Origin of the sequence: Azotobacter vinelandii CA (genome assembly GCF_000380335.1) — a bacterium.
GTDB classification, from domain to species: Bacteria; Pseudomonadota; Gammaproteobacteria; order Pseudomonadales; family Pseudomonadaceae; genus Azotobacter; species Azotobacter vinelandii.
On record NC_021149.1, the window covers coordinates 2898119 to 2912647 of the forward strand.

The following is a 14529-nucleotide window of genomic DNA, read 5'->3' on the forward strand; positions in this document are numbered from 1 at the left end:
CAAACTCTGATGGTAGGCGTGGCCCTGTCCTTTGCTATGATCCGCTCATCTCCACGGAACCTCATATCAAGGAGCTGTGCCATGCACGAACCCAACAGTTATGCACTTCAATCCGCCCAGGCGGAGCAACTGGAAGTCAGCCGCGTCCTGCGCAACACCTACGGTCTGCTGGCCCTGACCCTCGGCTTCAGCGGCCTGGTGGCCTACGTGGCGCAGCAGATGCGCCTGCCCTACCCGAACATCTTCGTGGTCCTGATTGGCTTCTACGGCCTGTTCTTCCTCACCGTGAAGCTGCGCGACTCGGCCTGGGGCCTGCTCTCGACGTTCGCCCTGACCGGCTTCATGGGCTACACCCTGGGCCCGATCCTCAACCACTACATCGGCATGCCCAACGGCGGCGAAGTGGTGTCCTCGGCCTTCGCCATGACCGCCTTGGTGTTCGGTGGCCTGTCCGCCTACGTGCTGACCACCCGCAAGGACATGAGCTTCCTCAGCGGCTTCATCACCGTCGGCTTCTTCGTCCTGCTCGGCGCCAGCCTGGCCGGCCTGTTCTTCGAGATCAGCGGCCTGCAACTGGCGATCAGCGCCGGCTTCGTGCTGTTCTCCTCGGCCTGCATCCTGTTCCAGACCAGCGCCATCATCCATGGCGGGGAGCGCAACTACATCATGGCGACGATCGGCCTGTACGTGTCGATCTACAACCTGTTCGTCAGCCTGCTGCAGATCCTCGGCATCATGGGCAGCGACGACTGATCGCCGACCGGCCTCACGAAAGCCCGCGCAATGCGGGCTTTCGCTTTTCTGGCGTATCATTTCCCCCTTCCCATTCCCCGCGGCCGCCCGCCCATGAAATTCGCCATCGCCCTGTTCTCCCCGCCCCATGCGCCGTCCTCGCGCCGGGCGCTGCGTTTCGCCGAGGCCGTGCTCGCTGGCGGCCACGAGATCAATCGGCTGTTCTTCTACCGGGACGGCGTGTACAACGCCGCCGACAGCATCGTCACGCCCCAGGATGAGTCCGACCTGCCGGCCCAGTGGCGCGCCTTCGTCGAACGGCACGCACTGGATGCGGTGGTGTGCGTCGCCGCCGCCCTGCGCCGCGGCGTGCTGGATAGCCGGGAGGCGCAACGCTATGGCCGCGTGGCGGTCGTGCCGACGCCACCCTGGGAGCTGTCCGGCCTCGGCCAGTTGCATGAGGCCGCCCAGTCGGCCGACCGTCTGGTCTGCTTCGGAGGCGACTGAGATGACCAAATCGATGCTGATCGTCAGCCGCCATGCCCCCTGGGGCGGCCTGAGCGCCCGCGAAGCGCTGGACATCGCCCTGGCCGGCGGTGCCTTCGAACTGCCCGTCGGCCTGCTGTTCCTCGACGACGGCGTGTTCCAGTTGCTACCCGGCCAGCGACCCGCCGCCGTCGAGCAGAAGGATCTCGCCGCCAACCTGCAGGCCCTGCCGCTGTTCGGCGTGGAGGATCTCTACGTCTGCCGCCAGAGCCTGCGCCTGCGCGGCCTGGACGGCCAGCCCCTGGCCCTGTCGGCCACGCCGCTGGAAGGGCCGGAGCTGGCCGATCTCTTCGACCGTTACGACCTGGTGATCACCCTCTGATGACGACCCTGCACCTGCTTTCCCGATCGCCCTTCGGCACTCCGCTGGACAGCACCCTGCGCCTGCTCGGCGTCCGCGACGGTCTGCTGCTCTGCGGCGACGCCTGCCATGCGCTGCAACCCGGCAGCGCGCCGCTCCAGTTGCTGGAGCACCTGCCCGACTCCGTCGCCCTGCACGCCCTCGCGGAAGACCTGGAAGCGCGCAACCTCATGGCGCCGGAGCGCGTACGGGTAGTGGACTACCCCGGCTTCGTCGAGCTGTGCACCCGCTACGACAAGGTCAACGGCTGGCTATGAGCACGCTGAACGTCGCCGGCCGTGACCTGGCGCTGGACGAGGACGGCTACCTGAGCGACCTGCGGGACTGGTCCGAGGAAGTCGCCGAGGCCCTGGCCCGCCGGGAGGAGCTGGAGTTGAGCGTCGAGCACTGGGAGATCCTCCGCCTGCTGCGCGAGTTCCATGCACAGTTCCAGCTGTCGCCAGCGACCCGCCCGCTGGTCAAGTACGTCGCCCTGAAACTCGGTCCGGAGAAGGGCAACAGCCCGCACCTGAACCGTCTGTTCAAGGGCTCCCCCGCCAAACTGGCCGCCAAGCTGGCCGGCCTGCCGAAACCGACGAATTGCCTATGACGACCATTACTCCCGAAGAACATCCCTTCGCCCAGTTCGTGCGCATCCTCGGCAAGGGCAAGCGCGGCGCGCGCAGCCTGACCCGCGAGGAAGCCCGCGAAGCCATGGGCATGCTGCTCGACGGCAGGGCCGAAGAAATCCAGCTCGGCGCCTTCCTGATGCTGCTGCGCCACAAGGAGGAAAGCGCCGAGGAACTGGCCGGCTTCAGCGAAGCCGTGCGCGCCCGCCTGCGGGTCCCGGCGGGCCTTAGCGTGGATCTGGACTGGCCGAGCTATGCCGGCAAGAAGCGCCACCTACCCTGGTATCTGCTGGCGGTGAAATGCCTGGCGCAGAGCGGCGTGCGCATCCTCATGCACGGCGGTGGCGCGCATACCGCCGGACGCCTCTACAGCGAGCAGTTGCTCGGCCCGCTGGACATCCCCCTGTGCCGGGACTGGAACGAAGTCGAGCAGGCGCTGCGGGGACGCAACCTGGCGTTCATTCCCCTCGGCGCCTGGATGCCGTCTCTGCAGCGGATGATCGAGCTGCGCAACACCCTCGGCCTGCGCTCGCCGATCCACTCCCTGGCGCGCATGCTCAACCCCCTGGGCGCGCGCTGCAGCCTGCAGAGCATCTTCCACCCCGGCTACCAAGCCATCCACCGCGAGGGCAGCCGTCTGCTCGGCGATAGCGCCGTGGTGATCAAGGGCGACGGCGGCGAGATCGAGATCAATCCCGATGCCGTCAGCCACCTGTTCGGCACCGCCGACGGCGAGAACTGGGACGAGGAATGGCCGGCCATGGCCGAACAGCGCCACGTCAAGCCCGAGCGGCTCGATCCGGCGCAGTTGCAGGCCTTCTGGCGCGGCGAAAGCGAAGACGACTACGGCCGCCTGGCCGTGCTGGGCACCATGGCCCTGGCCCTACGCGCCCTCGGTACGCCGCGCGCGCAAGCCCTCGCCGAGGCGCAGCGCCAGTGGGATGCCCGCGACCGCTCGAAGTGAGCGGCGGAGCCTCGGCGACGAGGCTTAATCGGCGCTCTGCCGGCCCTCGAACCAGGCCAGCTTGTCGCGCAACCGCACCACCTCGCCGACGATCAACAGGGTCGGCGCCGAGACCTGCTCCCGTTCCACCCGCGCCGGCAACTCGGCCAGAGTGGAAACGATCACCCGCTGCTGCGGGGTGGTGCCCTGCTGGATCAGCGCCACCGGGGTCGCCGCCGCCCGGCCGTGCTCGATCAGCCGCTGGCAGATCACCGGCAGGCCGACCAGCCCCATGTAGACCACCAGGGTCTGGGCCGGCGCCACCAGATCGGCCCAGGGCAGATCGAAGCTGCCGTCCTTCAGATGACCGGTGACGAAGCGCACCGACTGGGCGTGATCGCGGTGGGTCAGCGGAATGCCGGCATAGGCGGCGCAGCCGCTCGCCGCGGTGATCCCCGGCACCACCTGGAAGGGAATGCCATGGGCGGCCAGCTCCTCGATCTCCTCGCCGCCCCGACCGAAGATGAAGGGATCGCCACCCTTCAGGCGCAGCACCCGCTTGCCCTCGCCCGCCAGCCGCACCAGCAGCCGGTTGATCTGTTCCTGAGGCAGAGCGTGTTCGGCGCGGCGCTTGCCGACATAGATGCGCTCGGCATCGCGCCGGCACAACTCTACGATCGCCGGGGCCACCAGGCGATCGTAGAGCACCACGTCGGCCTGCTGCATCAGGCGCAGGGCGCGGAAGGTCAGCAGGTCCGGATCGCCCGGCCCGGCGCCGACCAGATAGACCTCGCCGAGCGCCTTGGGCGCCGCTCCGGCAAGCTTGGCTTCGAGCAGCCGTTCGGCCTCCGTCTCCTGCCCGGACAGCAGCCGCTCGGCGATCGGCCCCTGGAACACTTCCTCCCAGAACACCCGGCGCTGCCGCACGTCGGGCAGCAGGCGCTTGACCTGCGCGCGGAACCTCCTCGCCAGCCCGGCCAGTCGGCCGTAGCCGGCCGGAATCCAGGTCTCGATCCGTGCCCGCATCAACCGCGCCAGCACCGGCGCGTCGCCGCCGCTGGACACCGCGACGAGCAGAGGCGAGCGGTCGACGATGGCCGGGAAGATCACGCTGCACAACTCCGGTGAATCCACCACGTTGACCGGCACGCCATGCTCATGGGCATCGCGGGAAACCCGGGCGTTCAACAGCGGATCGTCGGTAGCGGCGATGGCCAGCACACAGCCGTCCAGATCCCCCTGCGCATAGCCTCGCGGCAGGCAGTCTCCACCGCCCTCCCGCACCTGCTCGGCGAGCGCCGCCTCGATCTGCGGCGCCACGACCCGCAGCACGGCACCGGCGTCGGCGAGCAACCGGGCCTTGCGCAAGGCGATCTCGCCGCCGCCGACCAGCAGTACGCGACGGCCCTTGAGGTTGTGGAACAGCGGAAGGTAATCCATGGATCGATTCCCGATGGATGAAAACAAAGCGGGGTGGCCCTGGCCACCCCGCGTTCGGCATCGCCCGGCTCGCTCTAGCCGATGACCTCGATACCCCCCATGTAGGGCTTGAGCACCTCGGGCACGCGGATCGAGCCGTCGGCCTGCTGGTAGTTTTCCAGCACCGCCACCAGAGTGCGGCCGACCGCCAAGCCGGAACCATTGAGAGTATGCACCAGCTCCGGCTTGCCGGTTTCCGGGTTGCGCCAGCGCGCCTGCATGCGCCGCGCCTGGAAATCGCCGCAGTTGGAGCAGGAGGAGATTTCCCGGTACTTGTCCTGGCTCGGCACCCAAACTTCCAGATCGTAGGTCTTGGTCGCGCTAAAGCCCATGTCGCCGGTGCACAGGGCCAGCACGCGGTACGGCAATTCGAGCCGCTGCAATACCTTCTCGGCATTGGCGGTCAGTTCCTCCAGCGCCTCGTAGGACTTGGCCGGATCGACGATCCGCACCATTTCCACCTTGTCGAACTGGTGCTGGCGGATCATGCCGCGGGTGTCGCGGCCGGAGGCGCCGGCCTCGCTGCGAAAGCACGGGGTATGGGCGACGAACTTCAGCGGCAGTTGCCTGGCGTCGAGGATCTCGCCGGCCACGATGTTGGTCAGCGATACCTCGGCGGTGGGGATCAGGTAGAAATCGGCCTCGCCCTCGCGGCTGATCTTGAACAGATCCTCCTCAAACTTGGGCAACTGACCGGTGCCCTGCAGGGCCGGCGCCTGTACCAGATAAGGGGTGTAGGCTTCCTCGTAGCCGTGTTCGCCGGTGTGCAGGTCGAGCATGAACTGCGCCAGCGCCCGGTGCAGCCGGGCGATGGGGCCGCGCATCAGGGCGAAGCGGGCGCCGGAGAGCTTGGCGGCGGTCTCGAAGTCCAGCCAGCCATGGCGCTCGCCGAGGGCGACGTGATCCTTGATCGCGAAATCGAAGGTACGCGGGACTCCCCAGCGGCGCACCTCCACGTTGTCCTCTTCGTCGGCGCCGACCGGCACCGACTCGTGAGGCAGGTTGGGAATGCTCAGCATCAAGGCGTCCAGCTCGGCCTGGATGGCGTCCAGCTCGCGCTTGCCGGCCTCCAGATCGCTGCCCATGCGGTCGACCTCGGCCAGCAGCGGCGCGATGTCCTCGCCGCGCGACTTGGCCTGGCCGATGGTTTTGGAGCGGGCGTTGCGCTCGGCCTGCAGCTGTTCGGTGCGGGTTTGCACGGCCTTGCGCTGGGCTTCGAGGCTCTCGAAACGCGCCACGTCCAGTTGGAAGCCACGGGTTGCCAGGCGGCCCACAATCTCCTGCAGTTGGGTACGAACCAGTTTGGAGTCGAGCATGGAATGTTCTCGTCTATCGATCAGAGCTTGGTGAGTATCAGGCCGGCCCAGGTGGCGAGCAGGCCGCCCAGCACACTGAACGCCAGGTAGCTGAAAGCCAGCGGAGCCTGGCCGCTTTCCAACAGGCGCAGCGTGTCGAGGGAAAAGGATGAAAAGGTAGTCAGGCCACCGAGAAAACCGGCGATCAGCCCGGCCCGCAACGCCAGCGGCACTTCGGGACGCAGCAGGAACTGGCCATAGAGATAGCCGATCAGCAGGCAGCCGGCAATGTTGACCGCCAGGGTGGCGGCATAGAAATGTTGCGGCCAGTGCGCGGATATCCAGTTGCTGGTGGCGAAACGCAACAGACAACCGAGTGCGCCCCCCACCGCCACTGCCAGGGTCACGCCGATCATGGCTTTCTCCTCCGCCAGGCACTGGCGCGGTCGAGCTCGGCCAGATGCTGCAGCTTATCGCGGATCTTCGTCTCCAGGCCGCGCGGCACCGGCTGATAGTAGTGGCGCGGCTCGAAGTCTTCCGGAAAGTAGTCCTCGCCAGCGGCATAGGCTTCCGGCTCGTCGTGGGCGTAGCGATACTCCTCGCCGTAGCCGAGTTTCTTCATCAATTTGGTCGGCGCATTGCGCAGATGCAGCGGTACTTCCAGCGAGCCCTGCTGCTCGGCATCGCGGCGCGCTGCCTTGAAGGCGGTGTAGACGGCATTGCTCTTCGGCGCGCAGGCCAGATAGACGATAGCCTGGGCCAGCGCCAGCTCGCCCTCGGGGCTGCCCAGGCGCTCCTGCACATCCCAGGCGGCCAGGCACAGGGGCAGCGCCCGCGGATCGGCATTGCCGATGTCCTCGCTGGCCATGCGCACCACGCGACGGGCGAGATACAGCGGATCGCAGCCGCCGTCGAGCATTCGCGCGAACCAGTAGAGCGCCGCATCCGGACTCGAGCCGCGCACCGACTTGTGCAACGCGGAGATCTGGTCGTAGAAGGCCTCGCCGCCCTTGTCGAAGCGCCGGCGGCTGTCGCCGAGCAGGTTGCCGAGCAGTTCGGTGCCGATCGCCTGGTCGTCCTCGACCAGGTCGGCGGCGTTCTCCAGCAGATTGAGCAGGCGCCGCCCGTCGCCGTCGGCGGCCGCCAGCAGCATCCGCAGGCTGTCTTCCGGCAGGCTCAGGTGGCGTCCGCCCAAGCCGCGCTCCTCGCCCAGGGCGCGTTCGGCCAGCCGACGCAGGGCCGCTTCATCGAGGCTCTTCAGCACGTAGACGCGGGCCCGCGAGAGCAGCGCGTTGTTCAGTTCGAAGGAAGGATTTTCGGTGGTGGCGCCGATGAAGATCAGGGTGCCGTCTTCCACGTAGGGCAGAAAGGCATCCTGCTGGGACTTGTTGAAACGGTGCACCTCGTCGACGAAAAGAATCGTCCGCCGTCCATGCTGGGCCGCCTGCTGACGTGCGATCTCGACCGCCTGACGAATCTCCTTGACCCCGGCCAGCACCGCGGAGATCGTCTCGAAGTGCGCATCGGTGACCTTCGCCAGCAGCCGCGCCAGGGTGGTCTTGCCGACGCCGGGCGGCCCCCAGAAGATCATCGAGTGCAGGGCCCCCTGCTCCAGCGCCTCGCGCAGCGGCTTGCCGCGGGCCAGCAGGTGCTCCTGGCCGACGTACTCGTCCAGGCTGGCCGGGCGCAGGCGCGCGGCCAGGGGCTGGGCGAAAGGGTCGGCGCGAAACAGGTCCATGGGCTCCGCCGAATCACTCCTGAATGACGTCAGTGCCTTCCGGCACCTTGAAATCGAACTGGGCGGCATCGAGCGACTGATTCATCTTCACCCCGAAGAACAGGATGTTGGTGCGCTGGCCGACACCATCGATCAATTGCATGTCGTTGACCACCCCATCGCGGAAGGACAGGCGCAGGTTGTCGAACAAGGTGTCCTTGGACTTCGGCTTGAGGATGAAATCCACCACGCCGCCGGCCTCCTTGTGGGTGATCTCGAAGTTCTCGCCGATCTTCGACAAGTCGCCGGAAAGTAGCAGCGCCGGGGTGTGGGTCAGGCGCTGGTCGAGGCTGCGGACGGTCACCTGCTCCAGATCGGGATCGTAGAGCCAGACCGTCTTGCCATTGGAGACCAGAAGCTGCTCCTGCGGCGCATCGGTATGCCAGCGGAACAGTCCCGGGCGTTTCAGCGCCATCTCGCCGGAGGTTTCCTGCAACTGCGTGCCGGAGCCGTCGAGCGAGAGCTGGGAAAAACGCGCAGTCAGGGTCTGTGCCCGGTCGAGCAGTTGGGTCAGGCGCTGGATCGAACGCTCGTCGGCCTGCGCCGGAGACAGGGCGAAAGCGACAGCGGACAGCAACAGCACACGGAAAAGGCGCATGACAATCCTCAAAAGCGTAGGGAGATCAGTCGCGAACCGGCGCGGGAGCGATCACTTCCCGCGAACCGTTGGTGTTCATCGAGGACACCACACCCGCCATCTCCATGGCCTCGATCATCCGTGCCGCGCGGTTATAGCCGATTTTCAGCTTGCGCTGCACTGCGGAGATAGAGGCGCGGCGGCTTTCCGTCACGAAGCGTACCGCCTCGTCGTAGAGCGGGTCTTCCTCGCTGCCCTCGCCGCCTTCGCCGCCCCCCTCGAAGCTGCCACCACCGCCTTCCTCGGCGCTGGAGAGGATGTCCTCGATGTAGTCCGGTGCGCCGCGCTGCTTCCAGGCCTCGACGACGCGGTGCACTTCGTCGTCGGAGACGAAGGCGCCGTGCACGCGGATCGGCAGGCCGGTGCCGGGCGGCAGGTAGAGCATGTCGCCGTGGCCGAGCAATTGTTCGGCACCGCCCTGGTCGAGGATGGTGCGCGAGTCGATCTTGCTGGATACCTGGAAGGCCATGCGCGTCGGGATGTTGGCCTTGATCAGGCCGGTGATCACGTCGACCGAGGGGCGCTGGGTCGCCAGGATCAGGTGGATGCCGGCGGCGCGGGCCTTCTGGGCGATGCGCGCGATCAGTTCCTCGACCTTCTTGCCGACGATCATCATCATGTCGGCGAACTCGTCGACCACCACCACGATGGTCGGCAGGGGTTCGAGCAGCGGTGGCTCGTCCTCCATGCTTTCGCGCCGATACAGCGGGTCGTAGAGCGGCGTGCCGGCTTCCTCGGCGTCCTTCACCTTGCGGTTGAAGCCGGCCAGGTTGCGCACGCCCATGGCGGCCATCAGCTTGTAGCGCCGCTCCATCTCGGCGACGCTCCAGCGCAGGGCGTTGGCCGCTTCCTTCATGTCGGTCACGACCGGGCAGAGCAGGTGCGGAATCCCCTCGTAGATCGACAGTTCGAGCATCTTCGGGTCGATCATGATCAGCCGCGCCTCCTGGGGCGTCGACTTGAAGAGGACCGACAGGATCATGGCGTTGACCCCCACCGACTTGCCGGAGCCGGTGGTGCCGGCCACCAGCAGGTGGGGCATCTTCGCCAGGTCGGCGATGACCGGCTTGCCGCCGATGTCGTGGCCGAGCGCCAGGGTGACCGGCGACTTGGCCTCCTCGTACTCGACCGAGGTCAGCACCTCGGAAAGGCGCACGATCTGCCGGTCCTCGTTGGGCACCTCGATACCGACCGTGGTCTTGCCGGGAATGACCTCGACCACGCGCACGCTGATCATCGCCATGGAACGGGCCAGGTCCTTGGCCAGGTTGGAAATCCGGCTGACCTTGACGCCTGGCGCCGGCTGGATCTCGAAGCGGGTGATCACCGGCCCCGGATGCACGGACTCGACGATCACCTCGACGCCGAACTCCTTGAGCTTGATCTCGAGCAGGCGCGACAGCATCTCGAGCGACTCGGTCGAGTAGGTCTGCGACTTCTCCTCGGGATCGTCCAGCAAAGAGAGCGGCGGCAGGGTTCCCTCCAGGGCCGCATAGACGGATGCGGGCCTTTCCCGAAACGCGGAGACGGGCACGGGTTGTGGCCGGGGCTCCATGGCCAGGGTCTCCGAGAGCGGCGTGATGGCCGGCGGCGGACGCCGCTCCGGCTCGACCGCGGGACTGATCGTGACAGCCGGCTCCGGCGCACCGCCCGGCCGGGACTCGACGGGCGCGACGAACGACCGTCCGTGCGCGTCGAAACGCGGGGAATCGGCTGGCGGCGTCGCCTCGAAGGCATCGCCTTCCTGGAAATCCAGAGACAGATCGTCGAGTTCGCCGAACTCCCCGGACCAGGCCGGAACCGGGTCGGGCTCGGGGCGAGGCAGGAGCCTGGACGTGACGGGGCCCGGCTCGATGCGAGGCGGCTGTGGCACGGCTGGCTCGGGCTCGACGGACGGCCTGGGTGGAGCGACTTCGGGCTCGACAGGCAGCCTGGTCTCGATCCTCGGCTCGCTACGAGGCTTGGGGGGGAGGATTCCGGGCGCCGCGCGCGGCTTCGCCGTGTTCGCGGGCTCGATGCGCGGTTTGCGCGACGAGGCGGATTCCGGCGGCCGCTGGAATCGGGCCGGAACGTCTACGACGGTCGCGTTACGACGCTGAGCAGCAGGCTTGGCCACGATCGGTTCGGCGAACATCCCGGCCAGCGACTCCTCTTCGATGAACGGATCGTCAAGGTGGGAAGGCTCGCCCTTCGCCCTGCCGGGCGCACGGGCTCTGACCGGCCTGTCGGCTTCGCGCAGTTGGGCGACCAGTCGCTTGCGCTCGACCAGCGCGCCCCACCAGCGCCCGGCGGCACCCTGCACCAGTTCGAACAGGTCGAGGACGATCTTGCCGGTCAGATCCATGACCTTGAACCAGGACAGATCGGCGAACACCGTCAGTCCGAAAAGGAACAACGCCAGAAATATCAGTGTACTGCCCTGCACGTTGAGCGCATCCAGGGCGAGCTTGCCCAGAACCTCGCCAAGGGCCCCACCGGCCGAGGCCGGCAAGCCGGGGGCGGAATGGAAATGAATATACGCGAGCGCAGCTCCCGCCGGGACCAGGATCGCCAGCCCGATCAGGCGCCAGGAGAGCAACCAGCCGCTCCAGGGCCACGGCTCATGGCGCGCCCTGAACGCCTGCGCCGTCTTGATCACCAGCAGCAGGGGGAACAGGTAGGCGAAATAGCCAAGCGCCATGAACAGGATGTCGGCAAACCATGCCCCTGTCCGGCCGGCGGCATTCTGCACCTGGGCCACACTGCTGCTGTGAGTCCATCCGGGATCGGAAGGATCGTAGGTCAGTAATGCCATCCAGAGATACAGGCTCAGCGCGCTCAGGGCGATCAGGGCACCCTCCTTGAGGCGGGAGCTCACCTGCTGCTGCCAGGCCGGAAGCCGTACTTTTGTAGAGGAGGAGTTCTTCAAAACGCTTCTTTTCCTGCGCCAACGGCGCGTTCCATCCAGGTTACGTGTCGGTCGAGAGCCAAGAGTACGTCAGCGACGGCTGGAGCCTCAGTTGATCCGCAGGCCCACTCGTGCGGTGTTGCAGCCAGACCCGGAGTCCTTATTTACATTTACGAAGAATGAATTCCAGTCTCAAGCCGGATTTCATTTTTCCGCCCGATCCTGCTTCGCAGCGTTCTCGATCCGGCGGCCGCCGATACGCCGGACAACGTCCGGCAAGGAAATGCTAAGGCCGCCCCTTTGCGGATTTCCTATTGTACGGTTTTGCCTATCCGATGCCATGCGGAGAGTCGCCTCCCCTTTTTGCCGAGCCCTCATGCTTCGGTGTAGCATAGCCGACAATCACCGCCATGCTGCTTCATTGGAGCACGCATTTTCTTTTGTGACAAAGGCTTACGGGGACTTTTTATGAACGATGTCAAGCATTCGCGGCTGATCATCCTCGGCTCCGGCCCGGCCGGATACACTGCCGCCGTCTATGCTGCACGCGCCAATCTGAAGCCCCTGCTGATCACCGGCATCCAGCCCGGCGGCCAACTGACCACCACTACCGAAGTGGACAACTGGCCCGGCGACGTCGAGGGCCTGACCGGTCCCGCCCTGATGGAGCGCATGCAGAAACACGCCGAGCGCTTCGATACCGAGATCGTCTACGACCATATCCATACCGCCAAGTTGCAGCAACGCCCCTTCACCCTGATCGGCGACAGCGCGACCTACACCTGCGAAGCCCTGATCATCGCCACCGGAGCCTCGGCCCAGTATCTTGGCCTGCCCTCCGAAGAAGCCTTTTCCGGCAAGGGCGTATCCGCCTGCGCCACCTGCGATGGCTTCTTCTATCGCAATCAGGTGGTCGGCGTGGTCGGCGGCGGCAATACTGCCGTGGAAGAAGCCCTGTACCTGTCGAACATCGCCAAGGAGGTACACCTGATCCATCGCCGCGACAAGTTGCGCGCCGAGAAGATCCTGCAGGACAAGCTCCTCGAGAAGGCCCGCAATGGCAATATCCGTCTGCACTGGAACCAGACCCTGGACGAGGTGCTGGGCGACGCCTCCGGCGTGACTGGCGTACGCTTGAAGGACACGCTGAGCGGCGCCACCGAAACGCTGTCGCTGACCGGAGTCTTCATTGCGATCGGCCACAAGCCCAATACCGAGCTATTCGAGGGCCAGCTCGACATGCACAACGGCTACCTGACGATCAAGGGCGGCAGTTCGGGCGACGCCACCGCCACCAGTATCGAAGGCGTCTTCGCCGCCGGCGATGTGGCCGATCATGTCTACCGCCAGGCCATCACCTCGGCAGGCGTCGGCTGCATGGCCGCCCTGGATGCCGAGCGTTATCTGGACGACTGATCGCTCGGCGGGCTCAGGCCCGCCCTCTCCCATTCACACTGCGGCGTCAACATGCTGACCTGTCTGCAACGCGACAGCCTGAGCTTCCCTCCCCTGGAGAGAGCCTTGCACCAACCCAATGGCCTGCTGGCCGTCGGGGGTGATCTCTCCGCCGAACGCCTGATCCAAGCCTACCGGCATGGCTGCTTTCCCTGGTACCAGGCGGGGCAGCCCATTCTCTGGTGGTCGCCGGATCCGCGCACCGTTCTGTTTCCTCGGGAGTTGCACGTCTCCCGCAGCCTGCGCAAGGTTCTCCGCCAGGAGCGCTTCCAGGTTTCCTTCGACCGGGACTTCGCGGCCGTGATCCAGGCCTGCGCCGGCCCGCGCGATTACGCCGACGGCACCTGGATAACCCCGGAAATGAGGAAGGCCTATCAGGAGCTTCACCACCGCGGCATCGCCCATTCGGTCGAAGTCTGGCAGAACGGTGTTCTCGTCGGAGGTCTCTATGGCCTGGCGATCGGCCAGTTGTTCTTTGGCGAGTCCATGTTCAGCCATGCCGACAATGCATCCAAGGTAGGCTTTGCGACACTGGTGGAACGGCTTGAGCGGTGGGGCTTCGTGCTGATCGATTGCCAGATGCCGACTCAGCACCTGCAAAGCCTTGGCGCCCGCAGCATACCCCGTACCGAATTCTCCGATTATCTGATGCACCATCTGGATCTGCCGAGCACGGCCGACTGGATCGCCTAGTAGAGGTCCGCAGCGTGTCATACACTTGATGAGTGCCGCGAACGATTGCGGCACGCCATGGGCTTTCCGGGGGTTGACCATGACCGAGCTGGCTCGTCTCAAGTTCTACGCCACGCAACCGCACGCCTGTAGCTACCTGCCCGACGAGCAGGCGACGACCCTGTTCCTCGATCCCAGCCAGCCCATGGACATGCACGTCTATGCGGAACTCTCGGATCTGGGATTCCGGCGCAGCGGCGACCACCTTTATCGCCCCCACTGCCAAGGCTGCAACGCCTGCATCCCGGCTCGCATCCCCGCCAGGGGTTTTGCCTTGAACCGCCAGCAGCGGCGCATCCTGAAACGCAATGCGGACCTTGCGGTGCGAGCCGTACGACCCAGCTTCACCGAGGAATATTACAAACTCTATGCACGCTATATCGAACAGCGTCATGCCGATGGCGACATGTATCCCCCCAACCGGGACCAGTTCTGCACCTTCCTGGTACGCGACCTGCCTTTCTCCCGCTTCTACGAATTTCGCCTTTCCGGGCGTCTACTGGCCGTGGCAGTAACCGATGTACTCCCCAACGGCCTGTCAGCGGTCTATACCTTCTACGATCCTGACGAAGAACGACGCAGTCTCGGTCGCTATGCGATTCTCTGGCAAATTGGCGAAGCCGCGCGCCTGGGTCTACAGGCGGTGTATCTGGGTTATTGGATCAAGAATTGCCGCAAGATGAATTACAAGACCCAATACCGTCCAATTGAATTGCTGGTAAATCATCGCTGGGTCACTTTGACCTGAGAACTCTTGGCGCCAACGACCATTTTCAGGCACAATGCACGCCGTTTTGCTCGGCGTGCCAACTACGTTGGGCCATTCACTGCATACCGAGGGCTTTATTGAATGTCGAAAGAAGACAGCTTCGAAATGGAAGGCACTGTCGTCGACACCCTGCCCAACACCATGTTCCGCGTGGAGTTGGAAAATGGGCACGTCGTTACCGCGCATATTTCCGGCAAGATGCGCAAGAATTACATCCGTATCCTCACCGGGGACAAGGTGCGTGTCGAACTGACCCCTTACGACCTGAGCAAGGGCCGCATCACTTATCGCGCCCGCTGAGGCGGAAT

Annotated in this window: 16 protein-coding genes; 10 read left to right on the top strand and 6 right to left on the bottom strand. The window is 65.6% G+C overall.

All coding sequences use genetic code 11. The features are described 5' to 3' along the window. Positions 1 to 81: 81 nt before the first annotated feature. From AVCA_RS12800 to AVCA_RS12825, 6 genes are all read left to right on the top strand, one after another. Positions 82 to 753, top strand: coding sequence for a Bax inhibitor-1/YccA family protein (locus AVCA_RS12800; RefSeq protein ID WP_012701371.1), 672 nt, complete (start codon positions 82 to 84; stop codon positions 751 to 753). A gap of 93 nt (positions 754 to 846) precedes the next feature. After that, complete coding sequence (gene tusD / locus AVCA_RS12805) at positions 847 to 1239, top strand: sulfurtransferase complex subunit TusD (protein WP_012701372.1); 393 nt, start codon at positions 847 to 849, stop codon at positions 1237 to 1239. Between the two features lies 1 nt (position 1240). Further along, entirely contained in the window at positions 1241 to 1600 is a 360-nt protein-coding gene (gene tusC, locus AVCA_RS12810) for a sulfurtransferase complex subunit TusC (RefSeq protein ID WP_012701373.1), read from the top strand. Beyond that, positions 1600 to 1896: a sulfurtransferase complex subunit TusB gene (gene tusB / locus AVCA_RS12815; protein ID WP_012701374.1), complete on the top strand. Its 297-nt coding sequence runs from the start codon at positions 1600 to 1602 to the stop codon at positions 1894 to 1896. Before tusC ends, tusB begins: the two co-directional genes overlap by 1 nt. Beyond that, positions 1893 to 2228 carry a TusE/DsrC/DsvC family sulfur relay protein gene (locus tag AVCA_RS12820; protein WP_012701375.1) on the top strand — a complete coding sequence of 112 codons (336 nt, stop codon included), beginning with the start codon at positions 1893 to 1895 and terminating at the stop codon, positions 2226 to 2228. The genes tusB and AVCA_RS12820 overlap by 4 nt, the downstream gene beginning before the upstream one ends. Then, positions 2225 to 3211: a glycosyl transferase family protein gene (locus tag AVCA_RS12825; RefSeq protein ID WP_012701376.1), complete on the top strand. Its 987-nt coding sequence runs from the start codon at positions 2225 to 2227 to the stop codon at positions 3209 to 3211. Before AVCA_RS12820 ends, AVCA_RS12825 begins: the two co-directional genes overlap by 4 nt. 24 nt (positions 3212 to 3235) lie before the next feature. Here the strand turns inward: AVCA_RS12825 and cysG are convergent, their stop codons facing one another. From cysG to AVCA_RS12855, 6 genes are all read right to left on the bottom strand, one after another. After that, positions 3236 to 4630: a siroheme synthase CysG gene (cysG, locus tag AVCA_RS12830; protein ID WP_012701377.1), complete on the bottom strand. Its 1395-nt coding sequence runs from the start codon at positions 4628 to 4630 to the stop codon at positions 3236 to 3238. A gap of 74 nt (positions 4631 to 4704) precedes the next feature. Next, positions 4705 to 5985: a serine--tRNA ligase gene (gene serS, locus AVCA_RS12835; RefSeq protein WP_012701378.1), complete on the bottom strand. Its 1281-nt coding sequence runs from the start codon at positions 5983 to 5985 to the stop codon at positions 4705 to 4707. Between the two features lie 20 nt (positions 5986 to 6005). Continuing rightward, entirely contained in the window at positions 6006 to 6380 is a 375-nt protein-coding gene (crcB, locus tag AVCA_RS12840) for a fluoride efflux transporter CrcB (protein WP_012701379.1), read from the bottom strand. After that, on the bottom strand, positions 6377 to 7702 hold the full coding sequence (locus AVCA_RS12845) for a replication-associated recombination protein A (RefSeq protein ID WP_012701380.1): 1326 nt from the start codon (positions 7700 to 7702) through the stop codon (positions 6377 to 6379). The genes crcB and AVCA_RS12845 overlap by 4 nt, the downstream gene beginning before the upstream one ends. 13 nt (positions 7703 to 7715) lie before the next feature. Continuing rightward, positions 7716 to 8339 carry an outer membrane lipoprotein periplasmic chaperone LolA gene (gene lolA, locus AVCA_RS12850; RefSeq protein ID WP_012701381.1) on the bottom strand — a complete coding sequence of 208 codons (624 nt, stop codon included), beginning with the start codon at positions 8337 to 8339 and terminating at the stop codon, positions 7716 to 7718. 25 nt (positions 8340 to 8364) lie between these two features. Next, positions 8365 to 11286 carry a DNA translocase FtsK gene (locus AVCA_RS12855; protein ID WP_012701382.1) on the bottom strand — a complete coding sequence of 974 codons (2922 nt, stop codon included), beginning with the start codon at positions 11284 to 11286 and terminating at the stop codon, positions 8365 to 8367. 447 nt (positions 11287 to 11733) lie between these two features. On the opposite strand from AVCA_RS12855, the gene trxB reads away from it, so the two are divergent. The 4 genes from trxB (at position 11734) to infA (ending at position 14521) form a co-directional block, all read left to right on the top strand. Further along, positions 11734 to 12681, top strand: a complete 948-nt coding sequence (trxB, locus tag AVCA_RS12860; RefSeq protein WP_012701383.1) for a thioredoxin-disulfide reductase — start codon at positions 11734 to 11736, stop codon at positions 12679 to 12681. Between the two features lie 51 nt (positions 12682 to 12732). Then, entirely contained in the window at positions 12733 to 13413 is a 681-nt protein-coding gene (gene aat, locus AVCA_RS12865; RefSeq protein WP_012701384.1) for a leucyl/phenylalanyl-tRNA--protein transferase, read from the top strand. A 79-nt stretch (positions 13414 to 13492) separates the two neighbouring features. Next, positions 13493 to 14200, top strand: coding sequence for an arginyltransferase (locus tag AVCA_RS12870; RefSeq protein ID WP_041807228.1), 708 nt, complete (start codon positions 13493 to 13495; stop codon positions 14198 to 14200). 102 nt (positions 14201 to 14302) lie between these two features. Next, positions 14303 to 14521, top strand: coding sequence for a translation initiation factor IF-1 (gene infA, locus AVCA_RS12875; protein ID WP_002553999.1), 219 nt, complete (start codon positions 14303 to 14305; stop codon positions 14519 to 14521). Positions 14522 to 14529 lie beyond the last annotated feature (8 nt).

Coding starts and splice junctions, on each gene's coding strand:
- infA (WP_002553999.1), top strand. CDS start 14,303: ATGTCGAAAGAAGACAGCTTCGAAATGGAAGGCACTGTCGTCGACACC.
- AVCA_RS12820 (WP_012701375.1), top strand. CDS start 1,893: ATGAGCACGCTGAACGTCGCCGGCCGTGACCTGGCGCTGGACGAGGAC.
- AVCA_RS12800 (WP_012701371.1), top strand. CDS start 82: ATGCACGAACCCAACAGTTATGCACTTCAATCCGCCCAGGCGGAGCAA.
- tusB (WP_012701374.1), top strand. CDS start 1,600: ATGACGACCCTGCACCTGCTTTCCCGATCGCCCTTCGGCACTCCGCTG.
- cysG (WP_012701377.1), bottom strand. CDS start 4,630: ATGGATTACCTTCCGCTGTTCCACAACCTCAAGGGCCGTCGCGTACTG.
- AVCA_RS12845 (WP_012701380.1), bottom strand. CDS start 7,702: ATGGACCTGTTTCGCGCCGACCCTTTCGCCCAGCCCCTGGCCGCGCGC.
- trxB (WP_012701383.1), top strand. CDS start 11,734: ATGAACGATGTCAAGCATTCGCGGCTGATCATCCTCGGCTCCGGCCCG.
- serS (WP_012701378.1), bottom strand. CDS start 5,985: ATGCTCGACTCCAAACTGGTTCGTACCCAACTGCAGGAGATTGTGGGC.
- AVCA_RS12870 (WP_041807228.1), top strand. CDS start 13,493: ATGACCGAGCTGGCTCGTCTCAAGTTCTACGCCACGCAACCGCACGCC.
- aat (WP_012701384.1), top strand. CDS start 12,733: ATGCTGACCTGTCTGCAACGCGACAGCCTGAGCTTCCCTCCCCTGGAG.
- tusC (WP_012701373.1), top strand. CDS start 1,241: ATGACCAAATCGATGCTGATCGTCAGCCGCCATGCCCCCTGGGGCGGC.
- lolA (WP_012701381.1), bottom strand. CDS start 8,339: ATGCGCCTTTTCCGTGTGCTGTTGCTGTCCGCTGTCGCTTTCGCCCTG.
- tusD (WP_012701372.1), top strand. CDS start 847: ATGAAATTCGCCATCGCCCTGTTCTCCCCGCCCCATGCGCCGTCCTCG.
- crcB (WP_012701379.1), bottom strand. CDS start 6,380: ATGATCGGCGTGACCCTGGCAGTGGCGGTGGGGGGCGCACTCGGTTGT.
- AVCA_RS12825 (WP_012701376.1), top strand. CDS start 2,225: ATGACGACCATTACTCCCGAAGAACATCCCTTCGCCCAGTTCGTGCGC.